Source organism: Stieleria maiorica, assembly GCF_008035925.1.
GTDB classification, from domain to species: domain Bacteria; phylum Planctomycetota; class Planctomycetia; order Pirellulales; family Pirellulaceae; genus Stieleria; species Stieleria maiorica.
This window is the reverse complement of sequence record NZ_CP036264.1, coordinates 6,988,710-7,002,300: the sequence shown is the minus strand read 5'-3', so window position 1 is coordinate 7,002,300 and position 13,591 is coordinate 6,988,710. Positions and strand designations below refer to the sequence as shown.

The window sequence follows — 13,591 nt, the reverse complement described above, 5'->3', positions numbered from 1 at the left end:
CCTTGATCGCAATGAAACGCTGCCTTCCGTTCCGACTGACTTGCTCGCTCGGCCTTGCTGCAATGAGCCTGATGCTCGTCGGATGTGGACCCGAAAAGATGCCGCCCAAAGAACCGGAAGCTGCCCAAGCGGCGCCGGCGGAAAAGACCATGGCGGCTGCCCAGAGCGTCGAAAAACCCGTGGTGGAAAAAGACGATCCACAGGCCGTCGCCAAGCTGGAGGCGGCCGGCTACCTGATGGAGAAGAACAGTGACGGCCAAGTGGTTTCGGTTTCGGTAGCCAGCGATTCGGATGTCAGCGACACCTTCGCCAACCTGGCCGGGTTGCCGCACGTCAAAACGGCTCGCTTCAGCGGCCCCGGCATCACCGACGAAGGCTTGGACGTGCTGGCGGAAATGGAGCGGCTGGAGCGGTTGGATTTCACCGATTCGGCGATCACCGACGAAACGCTGAACGTGGTTGCGAAACTGCCCGGGCTGCAAGTGCTTTACCTTCGTCGCGTCGGCGTCTCGGACGAAGGCCTGCAGAAACTCGCGCCGCTGCAAAAGCTGCGGATGATCGATCTGCGAAACACCAACATCAGCGACGCCGGCATGAACGCGTTGGCCAAGCTGAAGTCGCTGCAGGACGTGCAGTTGGAAAAATCAAAGGTGACCGACACCGGCGTCAAAGAGCTCGCCGGGCTGCCGCTGAAATCCTTCAACGCGAACTACTGCACGTCGCTGACCAACGAAACCTTGCACGTGTTTGCCAAGATCCCGACGCTTGAACAGATCCAACTCGATTACACCAAGATCAACGACGAAGGGATGGCGTCGCTGGCGGGTTTGAAAAAGCTGCGGCGGCTGCGAATTCGCGGCTGCGACGTGACCGGCGCGGGCATCAAACAAATCGCCGACGCGAAAGAAATGGGACGCTTGGAACTCCGCGACACTTCGATCGATGATGAGGGATTGGCGATCATCGCAAAGTATCCCAAGCTGACCTACCTGGACCTCGGCGAGTGTCGGTTGATCACGCCCGACGGCATCAAACAGCTCGGCGCCGCGACCGGGTTGACCTACCTGGGTTTTTGGGAAACGAAACTCAACGACGATGCCTTCGCATCGCTGGACGGTTTGGTCCTCTTGGAAACGCTGGATCTGAAAGCGACCGACCTGAGCGACGCGGCCGTCGACACGATCTTGAAGTTCCAGAAGCTGAAGGATCTGAACCTTGCCGGCGTCCAGCAGATGACCGACGAAGGCTTCACGAAGTTGGCCGAATTGCCGAACCTGCAAAAGATCAACGTGGCCAACACCAACATCGGTTACGACGCCCTGGACGCACTCGAAGAAGCGAACGAGTCGCTACAGATCATCGACTTCGAGTAGCGGAACTCGTCAACGGCCTGTGGATTTAATCGACAAGCCATACCTAGCGCAATAATGATAGCCCGACGCGTGAGCGAGGGGCGCCACGTTGCCCCTCGCTCACGCGTCGGGCTGGCAGAGGCGGATAACTCGACAGGCCGTCAACGGCTTCGGCTACGGGAACGTGTAGGCTTCGTTGGTGACGTCAAAGTCCGTGTCGGTCAGTCCGACGTTGGTTTGAAGGTCCCGGTACTCATACGACTCGACCAACGGGAGCTGGCCGTCGGGGGAATCCGGATCGGGCCAACCGAAGCTGCGGTAGCTGGTGATCAGCAACCGCTCGGGATCGTACACGATCTCGGCCAATGAGAAATCATCCTCGCCGCCGCCGGGTTTGCTGCGAGTGGCCTTAATCAACTCGCAATTGCGTCCGTCGAATTCGTAGTCGCGGGTGATGGTCACCGTGACGTCGGGATTGTCCAGATCTTTCTTGCCACGCTCGATCAATTTTTCGACCAGGCCGGTGATCCCGATTTCATAGATCGGATAGCGTTGGCCGGCCATGGCGAGCATCCCGTTGGGGTCCAGCCACAGGATTTTCCAGTTCAGCAACACCGTGACTTCGTGCACGGCCATTTTGCCTTCGTACAGGTCCTTGCCCCAGATCACTTCGCGGCCCGCAGTGGCTTCGGGCGCGTGGAATTTCAAGTAGATCCGTATCGGCGCGTCGTTGGTTTCATTGCGGTGACGGGTTTGGATTTTGACATCCATTTCGCTGCGTTCGTTCAACGCGCCGGATTCACTGCGATCCTGCTTGATGAATCGAGCCGTGTAATCCTGCAGCGATTCATCCATCGACGCCAGCGCCTGGTCGGCCAACTGCAACACCTCCGCGATCGACGATTGGCGGGTCCGCGGAGACGATTCCTCGGCATCCGGGGGCAGTTCTTCCATGATCGTCGGCGCCAGGTCCTGGCGGACATCGCTTTTGCTGCGGATCACCGATGCGATCGCGACCGAGCCGACAAGGAGCGCCGGGACCATCAGAACCCAGCCGCGTCGAGATTTAGAGGGTGCCATAGAGATTTCTTTGGGGACTGCTTGAAGGGACGCGTTCTTGATCGCTGCACAAATGTAGCTACCTTCGCCAGAAGGTGGTTCCCCTGGTCGGCCACACTCGCTCTGTTGGGCGTCGCTACGTGCGCAGTGTCACCACGCTCTGGCGAGCGTAGCTACGTGTCGCAGTGCCGCGCTCGCTTCGTCGCAGTGTCGCTGACCACGATTGGCGAAGCCGTGGGGGGGAAACGCAATCACTGTAACGCCAAGGCTGCGTCGGCACCAAGGCCCAAAATGACGGGGAGACTGGATCCCGTTGCGTGATCGCTGCGGCATCGGCGACGCCGAAATGGCGTTACCGCGTCAAGGCGTCCAGGCCGCAGCGGCGGACATGGTCGTTGGCCGCGATCCATTGGTCCCGGTTCATCTTCTTGGCCATGATCTGCCAATGCTGGCGATCGGTCGACAGAAGACAAGCCAGCGACGAGGGGGTGTCTTCGTCGATTCGCGGGCCGCGTGAAATCAGCATCCGGATTCTCGCCCTCTGTTCAACGTCCAAGTCACTCCGCCCCAGTGCCGTGGTCAGATAGGGAATCGCACTGGTCCCGAAACCGGCCAGCGCGGTCGTTGCCGCCCGTCGCTGGGAACTTTTTGCCGCCCGCAGTTGGTCGATCAACGCATTCACCTCGTCCGCCGAAACGATGATCAGCCGAGACGCGTTCTGCTGCAGGAATGCTTCGGTTCGGTGCGCCAGATCGATCACACTGCGACCGAGCAACATGCGTGAAATCAACATGTCCAGATGGATCTGAAATCCGGCTTCGTCCTGCCCCACGATGTGCAACAACGTCGGGCCGCTGACGCGATGATCCAGTTCACTTTCGCCGTTCGGATCGCGACGGACGTTCCACTCGATCTCCCCGGTTTCTCGTTGATCCAAGACGGCTTGTTCACCGGTGGCGATGATCGTCGATTCCATCCGCAAGCTTTTGCCGTGCTCGGCGACCACTTGGACGCGTTGATAGTCATCGGCATAACGGTAGTAAACCGAGGGCACTCCGGAGGACGATGACACCGTGATCGACTCGTGGAAATCGGCCGCGGAGTGTTCTTGCGAGCCCTTGCGGTAACGCATCGGGTCGACATCAAGACGGCCCGATCGAAGACGGAATCGGGCGAGTCCGGATTCAGAAAACACACCGGCGACCTGACGCCGTGAGGCCCGTTTCTTGGGGCAAGGTGGCGGTGAGCCTGCCGCCTTGAGACGTTGATCGGCGGTCGGCTCGTCTGCAGGAGTCGACACGGTCGGCATCGCCATCAACATGGCCAATGCAATCAGGTAAGGATACCTCATCGCTTCACCGATCCTTTTCACGCGACGCGTCGCGTGAAGATCTGCACTATCGAAGACCGAAAGGAAACGTTTTCGATCTCTCTAAAGTGCCCGATAGTGGAATATCGGCGAGCTCGAAAGGCCAGTTCATCCAATCTTTATCGATTGGCGTGATTCACACCTGTTGTTGGAATCTTGGGGAAGCTGTACGACGACTCTTCCAGGACTTCGCGGAGAGTTTTTAGACGACAGCCAGGAATCGCGATGTGCCCCGTCGCAGCTTGGATTTCAGGTAGTGGGCGAGGCGACGTGTCCATTCGTCTTGCGAACTGCGGGGACTCCTCGCGTCGTCCACGACCGCTGAACCGACGATGAAGTGGCGAAGGAATGCTGGAAGCCTATTCCACCCGCCGATAAATCAGACGCACGTCATCGGCAAAACGGTCCACGCCATGGAGAGTCAACTTGGTCGCAAGCTCGATGGGGCCCAGCCCCTCTCCGGCGATGGGGCCTGGCGCCGAGACGCCACCGAACAGTTTGGCGCCGATGTAGACGTGAAATTCGTCGACCAGGCATTCGCCCGTGCGCGGGTCCCAAAATCCGCCCAACAACTCCGCCCCGCCTTCGATCATCACATTGGTCATGTCCTGATCGCCCAGCAGTGCAAGCATTTGGCGAACCATCGCCTGTGAGTCGTCACCATCCAGTGGAAAGACCACGGCGCCGCACTGCTGAAGCGACGCAAGTTCGACCGGATCCACGCGCGGCGACGCGAACAGCCACGTCGGAATTTCGTTGGCCGTCCGGATCAATTTGGACCGGCGCGAGGGTAAACGGCGGCGACAGATCACGACGCGTTTGGCGACGCGCGGTGCCAGCGATTCCGCTCCGTCGGCAGCGGTCGCTCGCGCGTTGAGCATCGGATCGTCTGCCAGGACGGTGCCCATGCCGGCCACGATCGCGTCGACACGCCCGCGCAAACGATGCACATGGCGTCTCGATTCGGGGCCCGAGATCCATTGGCTTTGCCGGGCCACCGTGGCGATGCGTCCGTCCGCGGTCATCGCCCATTTTGCGATCACCCACGGGACCCCGGTTTGCACGCGTTTCAGGTACGGTGCCAACAGTGTCTTGGCATCGTCCTTCAGGACGTCCGATGTGACGTCGATCCCCGCATCACGCAGTTGACGAATTCCGCCGCCGTCGACCTTTGGGAAAGGGTCGCGCATCGCGACGACGACACGGGCCACCCCGGCCTGAATCAAGGCTGCGCTGCAGGGGGGCGTTTTGCCGTGATGACAGCAGGGTTCGAGCGTGACGTAGGCCGTCGCACCGGCGGCTTCCGAGGGCGTCCCGAGCGATCGCAGCGCGTTGACCTCGGCGTGCGGCCCGCCGAACGATTGGTGATAACCGCGGCCGATGCAGCTGCCGTCTTTGACCAAGACACAGCCGACCATCGGGTTGGGTTCGACGTGGCCCTGCCCTCCGATGGCTAGTTCCAGGGCAAGACGCATCCAGCGTTCGTCCTCGTCTCGGTGGACCGGTATCATGCGACCGTTCAGTCCATCCCCGGGACCCACAACTTGCTGCCTTCACCGCCGGCGGACGGATTGGGGGTCTCGGGTGAGTCGGGCGTCCAGACTCCGCCGGAGCGCTCTTCCGGCGGAGCGGCGGGAGTGAATTCGGTCGCCGCGGCTGCCGGGCCGCCTGGGGCCTCACGCAGCGATCCGTCGGGGCGGATGATCCCCAATTGCATCAACAGTTGCTGCACGCGTGCCATGACCGCCGGATCGTTTCCGTAATTCTTTTCGATCTCCATGATCGTTTGGCGGAATCCATCCTGGTCGGACAGTGACAAACAGAGTTCCAATCGGGCCAGCAAGATCGACGCAAAGTTCAGCTGATGTGCTTTGGCGAATTCGATCGCCTTGTCGCCGATCGCGATCGATTCACTCGGCTCCTGCGTCGACATCATTTGCAAGATGTAGCCTTCCATCGCCATGCGGGCTTCGTTTTCGTTGCCTCCGGCGGTGACCTTTTCGACCAACTTGGACGCAAATCGGTTGCAGGCGGTCATGCCACCGGTGGCGCGTGCGTTGCTGGCCAAGACATACAGCGGTGTGGCCGAAAGTTGGTCGGGATTGACGCGGAAAAAATCGATCGCCTCCAAGTCGCCGAAGGTTTCGTCGGTCGGCTGCAATTCGGGCAGCGGATCGACCTTGGAGATCCGGCAGAGGTCCGCGAGTGCCCCGGGCAGGCTGACCAGGCGTTCGCGGCCTTCGAGCACGCGGACGACCACTGCCCGTTCAAAGGCCAGCGTGTCGTCCTCGGCGACTTCGGCCAGCGACTTGCCGCCGAGCATCGGCAGTGGCAACTCACATGCCCGTTTGCCGTCGTGGCTGGCGGCGAACGCGCGATTGAATCGCGCAAATTCTGCCATCGATTTGGGTTGAGCCTGACGGATCGGTCGGTCATCGAGTGCAAAGAACAGCGGGATCGGATGGGGTTCATCCATGACCACTTTGCCGTCGGGGATCGCCGCCAGCAGGATCCCCTTGACCGCCTCGACACGGTCTTCGGTCACTTGATGAACGATCACCTGGGCGCTTCGATCGGTCTGACGCCCGTAGACGGCGGCAAGTGCGATCGACGTCGGGCACTCCGCCGCCGGCACGTCTTCGTCGTTGGATTGCAGTGGGCGATCGGAAACGAAAAACGCACTCCGCGGTCGCACTTCGCCTTCGGGCACCTGGATTTGCGAAAGCCGCTGGGCCGTCAATTGCTCGGTACGGTCGCTCGCGATCAACGCCATCTCGGCTTGTTCGACGTCGTCAAATTCGACATGGACCGACTGGGCGTTGACCGACAGGGTCCCGATCGGGGACAGCAGGCAGCTGATCGCGCGGTAGCGCTGCCGCGTCAACGAATCCAGCGACTCGATTTGCGACAGTTGGGTGGCGGTTTCACTTTGGCGTTCCAGATCCCCACGCCAGACGGCACAGTGGAATAATCCCGACAGGACGGCCGGTTGCTGTGGGGCGGTGCGACGAAGCGATTCGAATTTGTCCTGGGCCAGCAGCACTCGGTTGCTGCGCAGCAATCCGACGGCTTCGTCATAGCGTTCGCCCCATTCCGCATCGGGGGCGCGTTCGATCAACTTGGGAACGCTCTTGAGCAGATGGTTGACGCCGGGCGAGGTGTCCAGTTCCGACAGAAACGCGTTCGCCTGGTCGTTGTCGTAGCCCTGTGAACTGATCGCCAGCAGTGAATAAACGCGTGCCGACAGGATCACGCCGCTTTGGGCCAACCCCATCGCGACGATCAGGGCCACGTCCATCAGGAACGCGTCGATTTCTTGTCCGCTTTCGTTGAGGGCTTCCAACAGCGAATCGGTCGCGCCCTGGACGTCCTGGCGGAACACCTGGGCCGCCGCCCGCTGGGTCAGCGCGAGCGGATTGGAGGGTTGGAGGCGGATGAAGCGTTCGGCATTTTCGCTGAGCGATTCGTATTCACGCAGATCCAGCAGCAATCGACCGCGGATCGCCAGCGCCCAGGCCGCATCGGGATGCTCTTCCAAAATCGACTTCAGCCGATCCATTCCGGGGACGATTTGGCCGCCCTCGATCATCTTGAGCACTTGGTCCATCTGGCCGACGGAGTCCTTGCACTTGCAGAACTTGATTTTTTTGCCATTGCCGCAGGGGCACACGGCGTACAGATCGACAGACATAAAACCGGCCGGGATCGAGGGGTACGGGGGGCGAAGCGGAGGATGTTACCACGATCGGTCCGTCTGGCCAAAGCCCCGCTGGGCAACGCGGGAGCGGTTTTTCACAGGTCCCCCACGCCGATCTACCGCGACACCTCCGTGGAACGGTCGACGAATGCCTCCAGTAAGAACGCCAGGGCGCGCTCGCCGATTCCCGGAACGCTGCTCTCCCTCGGTCCGGCGATGTTCAACGTTTCCGGCTGCACCTGATCCAACCACTGTCGCACCTCGCCGGGCGAGGTCACCTCCATCGCCACCGACAGGCAGGGCTTGTTCCACCGCGCCGCATAGCGACGCGTCAACAGCGTGCCGCCCTTGAGACGCTGTTCGTACAGGATCAATGTTGCGTCGCTGTCGATCACGTTTTGCTCGGTCCGCGGCGGGTACTCGGCCGTGTCCATTTCGACCAGGTCGTAACGGCTGGGGATCGAGCCGTCTTCGGACAAGCGTCCCTTGGGGCACCACCCGCCGTGTTGGATTCGGTGGGCGATCGCCAGTTCCAACCCGGCACGATCGACCCCCGTTTGCCCGCCCGAGATGATGCGACGGGGAAAAAACGGCTGCCGATCAGCAGGGTTGGACGATCGTTTTGTCACTCGTTTCCCTCACCGTTGTACCAATCAGCCGTCGCGACCAGCGTCGACCGGATCGACGATTCACCGGGGACCGAAAACGGAGGGTTCCGCCAGGCGTTTGGGACCGGTGCGCGAAACAATTGCATCTCCGACCGGGTCGGATGCTCTATTAAAAGTTGCCAGCTGTGCAGGGCAACCCCGCAGGGGAAATCGATGCGCGAGCCATACTTGGTGTCGCCTAAAACCGGATGCCCGCGATCGGCGAATTGCAAGCGGATTTGATGCTTGCGTCCGGTCAACAAACGGACCGCCACCAGCGTCCGTGATTGCGATCGGTCAATCACACAGTAATTCAGCCGCGCTTGTTGGGCGTCGGCTCTGCCGCGTCGGTCGACCCGCATGCGATGCGCCGCGTCGTCTTTGAACACCGCATCGGTCAACGTGCCCGAGGGGGGCAGTCCGGAATCGTTTTCCAGATCCCCGGCGACCATCGCGAGGTACATTTTTTGGGCCCGGGTAGACACTTTCTTACTTTTGCCGGGACCGCCGAACTGGATCGTCAGCCGCGACGCCGCCTTGCTGGTGCGGGCCAATACCAGCACGCCGGTGGTCAATTTGTCCAGTCGGCTGACCACACCGACGAACACATTGCCCGGTTTTTGATAGCGTCGTTTCAAGTAGTCCGTCGCCCAGCCGTGGACGGTTTGGATCCCCGCTTCGGCCCCCATCGTCGGCATCCCGGCCGGTTTGTCGACGACCAGCAAATGATTGTCTTCATACAGGACGTTCATGACTCGGCCGTGGGACTCGCTGGCCGTGGGGCAGGACTTTCGGCAAGCGTGTGTCGAAGCCACGCCAGGGCCGCTTTGCCGATCCGCTGGTAGATGATCGACGGATGGCCGCCCAACCGACTGGTCGTCGAAAACACCTCGCCGGTCGGATCGATCACAATCAACGTGACCTCCGCGGCCGGCAGCGGAGAATCGGCGTTGCTCTCCAACGGCGGGTACGCGTCGACCGCGACCAGCCACTGCGCCCCCGCACGTCGTCGGAGTGTCTCCATCGCCGCCGCGTAATCCACCTCCAGGACTGCCGCCAGTTCGTCCAGGTTGGCAAAGCAGAATCCGCCGCGATAGGCCGACGACTGGCCCAGCGATGCGAACCAGTCGGCCAACACCGCCGACCGTCCAAGCTCCAAACTGACCAAGCTTTCCCCTCGCTCGGCCAGCAACTTCTCCACCGCATGGTATTGCTCGAACTCCTCGCCGTCGCCGAAGTGCAGGTCGCCGACACGCTCCAGGATCTCCGCGCGCGTCGATTCGATCTGCTGTCGACATTCCTGGGGTGATTGTCCGATCGCGCTGATTCGCAGCGAGATCGTCGCGGCGCTGACGGTGATGCCGACCCGCGGCACATGATCGCGATCAATCATCTCGCCCAACCGTTGCTCCATGTCGCTTTCGCCGACGCCGAAGAACTTCATGACTTCGTGTTCGATGTGCGTGCGCGAGCCGCCGCTGATTTCCAGAATCCGCGGCGCGACGGTCTCGTCGAACATGCGTTTCATTTCCGCCGGCACACCGGGCAAGGCAAAGATCCGACTGGTGGAATGGTCGCCGCGGCGGACCGTCACGTCGACGCCGGGCGCGGTGCCCTGGGGATTAAGGATCTGCAAACTGCCGACAGGGAACATCGCTTGGATTTCGTTGCGCGGTGGCATCTCGCGATTTCGCCGGGCGAACAAACCTTGGATGTGGTCCAGCGCCGATTGACGCAGTTCCAGTGGTTGATCGACAACCGCGGCCAACGCTTGGCGTGTCAAATCATCCCGGGTCGGCCCCAGCCCGCCCGTGCAAACGACCACGTCTGCCCGGCCTGCGGCAATGCGAAAGACGTCGATGTTGTGCTGCAGCGTGTCGCCGACCGTGCTGTGGAAGGTGACTTCGATCCCCAGTTCACCCAAGCGTCGGCTGAGCCATTGTGCGTTGGTGTCCAAGCGAGCGCCGCTGGTCATTTCATCGCCGATCGAGACGACTTCGGCGGTCAGCGTTTTGGGTTGCATGGGGAAGAGCGTGGAAGGTGTTTACGTCGATGGTCGGCTACGTTAAAGGTAGGCGGCATTCTAGAGGATTATTCATTCAAGACGTATGTGGGGCAATTCGCGGCGGGGCGCGCGGGATTGAGTTCGCGGAACTCGCCATCGGCCCGTTGATCTATTCCGATCACACGTGGGATCAGCCGTTTCGCGCGAGCGTACGGGCCTCCAATACCAAGAAAACACCCTGGCGCCCGTAGGCTCGCGCCAAACGGCTGATTAAATCGACAAGCCGTTGGCGGCTTCCGCTACGGATTCGGCTCACGCGAACCCCACCTACTCCGCGACCACCAACTCCAGCCGCGCGCTCGGCTTCTGTTCGGTCAGCACGATCGAAACGCGTTTGCCGTCATCGCCCGCCGGCCTGCCGAGCACGACGATGTGGTGCCGGTAATTGCGGTCGCGGTCAAACAGCAACCGCGACAGGATCGACGTCGGCGGCACGCCGTCTTCGCAAACGACTTCGAAGAACCACCAGGCGTGACCGCCGTCGGGTTTTCGCCCCAGCCACTTGATCGGACGACCGCTCGGATCGGGCATGTCGCCGTTGTCCGAGACGCTGTTGTCGGAGATGGGATCAAAGAACACCCGCGAGCGCAAGTAATTGCCCCGCCACTGGTCGTCGCTGTCGGCCCCGATCGACCGGGCCATCCATTGTTCATCCAGCACATCGATTCGCAGCGCGACCTCGACGCGTTTGGTTTCCGCATTCCACTCGATTTCACAAACCGTCTCGTGAACCGGGTGCATCAGGAGTGCGGCGGCGATCCACAGCGTTTGAATCATTTCCCTTTTTCCGGCCCCTGTTCGGTTTGTTGATCCGTCTTTTCTTCGGGCGACGCTTGATCCGTCGCGTCCTGCTGGTCGGCCGCTGCTTTTTGCATCGGGTTCTTTTTCTTTTCGTCCTTGAACAGTTTAAAGCGGCTGGGCACCATCTTTTCCGGCCAATGGTTATTGCCTTCGTCGACGTCGGCGGTCTGCCGTTTGGGATCCAGTTCCAATCGGACGATTTCTTTGTCGGTAACGATCAACTTGCTGATGCGTTTGCTGTTGCGACGCCAGATCTGTGCCGGGAACGTCATCATTTCGCTGGTGTTGTCCGCGTAATGCACACGCAACAGGATCGGCATCACCAATCCGCCCACGTTGCGAAAATCGACGATGTAAAAATTGGTGGTTCTGCGGAGGATCGCGCGTTCCTCGCTGCTCAGACCATCGAGAAACTTTTGAAACGACTTTCGATCTTCTTCTTCGACTTTTAGTTCGTCGTACTGGGGGCTGTTGTAGAAATCCTTCAGTCCCGGTTGCCAATCGATCCTTCGTCGCAAGTCCTGGTTGCGGTCCTCGGTGATGGTCGCTTCTTCGCGGTCCCGCTCCTGCCGCGTGCGTTCGGCTTGTTCATCGGGATCCCCTGCATCGATCTTGTACAACTGGATTCCGTCGATGGCGATGTCGACGTGGTCGGTTCCGTAAAACCAACCCCGCCAAAACCAATCCAGATCGACCCCGGAGGCGTCTTCCATCGTGCGGAAGAAATCACTGGGCGTGGGGCGTTTAAACTTCCAGCGTCGAGAGTACTCTCGAAAGGCAAAGTCGAAGGATTCGCGTCCGAGGATCGTCTCGCGCAGGATGTTCAGTGCGGTTGCGGGTTTGCCATACGCATTGTTGCCGAATTGAAGGATCTCTTCGCTGCCGGTCATGATCGGCCGCTGGTTGTTGCCCCGCATGTATCCGGTGATCTTTTCCGGATCCCCGCGGCGTGACGGGTAGTCCTCTTCCCACTCTTGCTCGGCCAGGTATTGCAGGAACGTGTTCAGCCCTTCATCCATCCACGTCCATTGTCGTTCGTCGCTGTTGACGATCATCGGAAAAAAGTTGTGCCCGACCTCGTGAATGACGACGGAGATCAAACCATATTTTGTTTCTTTGCTGTACGTCCCGTCGTCTTCGGGCCGCGGGCCGTTGAAACAGATCATCGGATATTCCATTCCATAGACCGGCCCGTTGACGCTGATCGCGACCGGGTAGGGGTACTCGAACGAATAGCGGCCGTAAACCTCCAACGTGTGCGCGATCGATTCGGTGGAATACTTGCTCCACAGCGGCTCGGCTTCGTTCGGGTAATACGACATCGCCATCACCGTTTGTGATCCGACTCGGACGCCCAACGCATCCCAGATAAATTTGCGGCTGGCGGCAAAGGCAAAGTCGCGGACGTTGTTGGCGTCGAATTCCCAGGTCTTTGTCCTTTGCGTTCGCACGCTTTCATTCGTTTCGGCTTCTTCCGGCGTGATGATGAACACCGGCTTCTCGGCCGACTCGGCTTCCGTCAGCCGTTGTTTCCAGCGATCGGTCAGAACTTCGTCCGGGTTCTCGAGCGTTCCGGTCGACGCGACCACCATTTCTGCGGGGGCGGTGATGCGGACTCGGTAATTCCCCAGTTCCAACGTGAACTCACCGCGTCCCAGGAACGACTTGTGTTGCCAGGCGCCGAAATCGGTGTACGCCGCGACGCGGGGAAACCACTGCGCGATCTCATAGATGTAGTTCTTGTCGTCTTCAAAGAATTCCTTGCCGCCCCGAGCGCGGATGACCTTCGCGTCGACGATGTTGTACGAGTAATCGATGGCGACATCGGTCTTTTCACCAGGCGCCAGCGCGGTCGGCAGATCGATCCGCATCATCGTGCCGATGTCCGTGTGAGGCAGCGGATCGCCGGCCGCATCGGTCACCGATCGGATCCGGTACCCGCCGTCGAATCGTCGGCTGGCCAGGATGGACTTCATCGCGCCGAACGAAATCTTCGGCGACAGTGACGGTGCCGTGACGGTTTCCAAGGCATCGGATCCCTGTCGGAACCGATTCTGGTCCAGTTGAATCCAGAGGTAGGGAAGTGTGTGTGGCGATTGATTGTGATAACGAATCTTGACCACGCCCTTGAGTTGCTGTTGATCGTCGTCGAGCGTGACGTCGATTTCATAGTCAGCGCGTTGCTGCCAATAGGCGGGCCCCGGCGCCCCCGATGCGATCCGCGTCGCGCCCGGCGTCGGCCACCAAGGGTCCAGCTGGGCGAACGGATCATACGGATCGGAATGTTTGCGGTTGGCCGACTCCGGTGACTGCGCCCCGGCATGATTGACGCCGACATGATCGGTCGCGACGACCAGTACGATCGCCAGCAGTGCGATGAATATCGACGCTTGATTACGTGACGCTGCTGGGCGAGGTTCAATGAGCGACAGGGTGGGAGGACGCATGTGGCGAGGGTTAGGTGAGGGCGCAGGTGTCAATTGAAGCCAATCCCTTCGGTGAACACTTCATCGGGGAAATCCGAACGGTGCGAGCCAAGGGTGCGGGTGGCGGAGAGGTGACGACGCGTCAATCTTAGTTCGGACGGTCGCTGCGTGTCGG

At 60.5% G+C, this 13,591-nt stretch carries 10 protein-coding genes; 1 reads left to right on the top strand and 9 read right to left on the bottom strand.

The window, feature by feature from the left end; translation table 11 throughout:
- Positions 1–11: 11 nt before the first annotated feature.
- Positions 12–1,373: a leucine-rich repeat domain-containing protein gene (locus Mal15_RS23955; protein WP_147870073.1), complete on the top strand. Its 1,362-nt coding sequence runs from the start codon at positions 12–14 to the stop codon at positions 1,371–1,373.
- A gap of 153 nt (positions 1,374–1,526) precedes the next feature.
- On the opposite strand, the gene Mal15_RS23950 is transcribed toward Mal15_RS23955, so the two are convergent.
- The 9 genes from Mal15_RS23950 to Mal15_RS23910 all read right to left on the bottom strand — a co-directional run bounded on the left by Mal15_RS23950 (position 1,527) and on the right by Mal15_RS23910 (position 13,437).
- Entirely contained in the window at positions 1,527–2,432 is a 906-nt protein-coding gene (locus Mal15_RS23950) for a DUF1571 domain-containing protein (RefSeq protein WP_147870072.1), read from the bottom strand.
- A gap of 331 nt (positions 2,433–2,763) precedes the next feature.
- Positions 2,764–3,762 carry a hypothetical protein gene (locus Mal15_RS23945; RefSeq protein ID WP_147870071.1) on the bottom strand — a complete coding sequence of 333 codons (999 nt, stop codon included), beginning with the start codon at positions 3,760–3,762 and terminating at the stop codon, positions 2,764–2,766.
- Between the two features lie 377 nt (positions 3,763–4,139).
- On the bottom strand, positions 4,140–5,291 hold the full coding sequence (gene ribD, locus Mal15_RS23940) for a bifunctional diaminohydroxyphosphoribosylaminopyrimidine deaminase/5-amino-6-(5-phosphoribosylamino)uracil reductase RibD (RefSeq protein WP_147870070.1): 1,152 nt from the start codon (positions 5,289–5,291) through the stop codon (positions 4,140–4,142).
- A gap of 8 nt (positions 5,292–5,299) precedes the next feature.
- Positions 5,300–7,471 carry a tetratricopeptide repeat protein gene (locus tag Mal15_RS23935; RefSeq protein ID WP_147870069.1) on the bottom strand — a complete coding sequence of 724 codons (2,172 nt, stop codon included), beginning with the start codon at positions 7,469–7,471 and terminating at the stop codon, positions 5,300–5,302.
- A gap of 122 nt (positions 7,472–7,593) precedes the next feature.
- On the bottom strand, positions 7,594–8,106 hold the full coding sequence (locus Mal15_RS23930; RefSeq protein WP_147870068.1) for a putative molybdenum carrier protein: 513 nt from the start codon (positions 8,104–8,106) through the stop codon (positions 7,594–7,596).
- Positions 8,103–8,876: an RluA family pseudouridine synthase gene (locus tag Mal15_RS23925; RefSeq protein ID WP_147870067.1), complete on the bottom strand. Its 774-nt coding sequence runs from the start codon at positions 8,874–8,876 to the stop codon at positions 8,103–8,105. Before Mal15_RS23925 ends, Mal15_RS23930 begins: the two co-directional genes overlap by 4 nt.
- Entirely contained in the window at positions 8,873–10,147 is a 1,275-nt protein-coding gene (locus tag Mal15_RS23920) for a competence/damage-inducible protein A (RefSeq protein ID WP_147870066.1), read from the bottom strand. The genes Mal15_RS23925 and Mal15_RS23920 overlap by 4 nt, the downstream gene beginning before the upstream one ends.
- A gap of 309 nt (positions 10,148–10,456) precedes the next feature.
- The gene (locus Mal15_RS23915; RefSeq protein WP_147870065.1) at positions 10,457–10,966 is read right to left on the bottom strand and encodes a DUF6702 family protein; all 510 of its coding nucleotides are present in this window, start codon (positions 10,964–10,966) and stop codon (positions 10,457–10,459) included.
- Positions 10,963–13,437 carry a M1 family metallopeptidase gene (locus Mal15_RS23910; protein WP_167547016.1) on the bottom strand — a complete coding sequence of 825 codons (2,475 nt, stop codon included), beginning with the start codon at positions 13,435–13,437 and terminating at the stop codon, positions 10,963–10,965. Before Mal15_RS23910 ends, Mal15_RS23915 begins: the two co-directional genes overlap by 4 nt.
- Between the last annotated feature and the right edge of the window lie 154 nt (positions 13,438–13,591).

What these genes read in the sequence shown, in the direction of transcription:
- Mal15_RS23955 (WP_147870073.1), top strand. Translation starts at nt 12, where the DNA reads ATGAAACGCTGCCTTCCGTTCCGACTGACTTGCTCGCTCGGCCTTGCT.
- Mal15_RS23950 (WP_147870072.1), bottom strand. Translation starts at nt 2,432, where the DNA reads ATGGCACCCTCTAAATCTCGACGCGGCTGGGTTCTGATGGTCCCGGCG.
- Mal15_RS23945 (WP_147870071.1), bottom strand. Translation starts at nt 3,762, where the DNA reads ATGAGGTATCCTTACCTGATTGCATTGGCCATGTTGATGGCGATGCCG.
- ribD (WP_147870070.1), bottom strand. Translation starts at nt 5,291, where the DNA reads ATGATACCGGTCCACCGAGACGAGGACGAACGCTGGATGCGTCTTGCC.
- Mal15_RS23935 (WP_147870069.1), bottom strand. Translation starts at nt 7,471, where the DNA reads ATGTCTGTCGATCTGTACGCCGTGTGCCCCTGCGGCAATGGCAAAAAA.
- Mal15_RS23925 (WP_147870067.1), bottom strand. Translation starts at nt 8,876, where the DNA reads ATGAACGTCCTGTATGAAGACAATCATTTGCTGGTCGTCGACAAACCG.
- Mal15_RS23920 (WP_147870066.1), bottom strand. Translation starts at nt 10,147, where the DNA reads ATGCAACCCAAAACGCTGACCGCCGAAGTCGTCTCGATCGGCGATGAA.
- Mal15_RS23915 (WP_147870065.1), bottom strand. Translation starts at nt 10,966, where the DNA reads ATGATTCAAACGCTGTGGATCGCCGCCGCACTCCTGATGCACCCGGTT.
- Mal15_RS23910 (WP_167547016.1), bottom strand. Translation starts at nt 13,437, where the DNA reads ATGCGTCCTCCCACCCTGTCGCTCATTGAACCTCGCCCAGCAGCGTCA.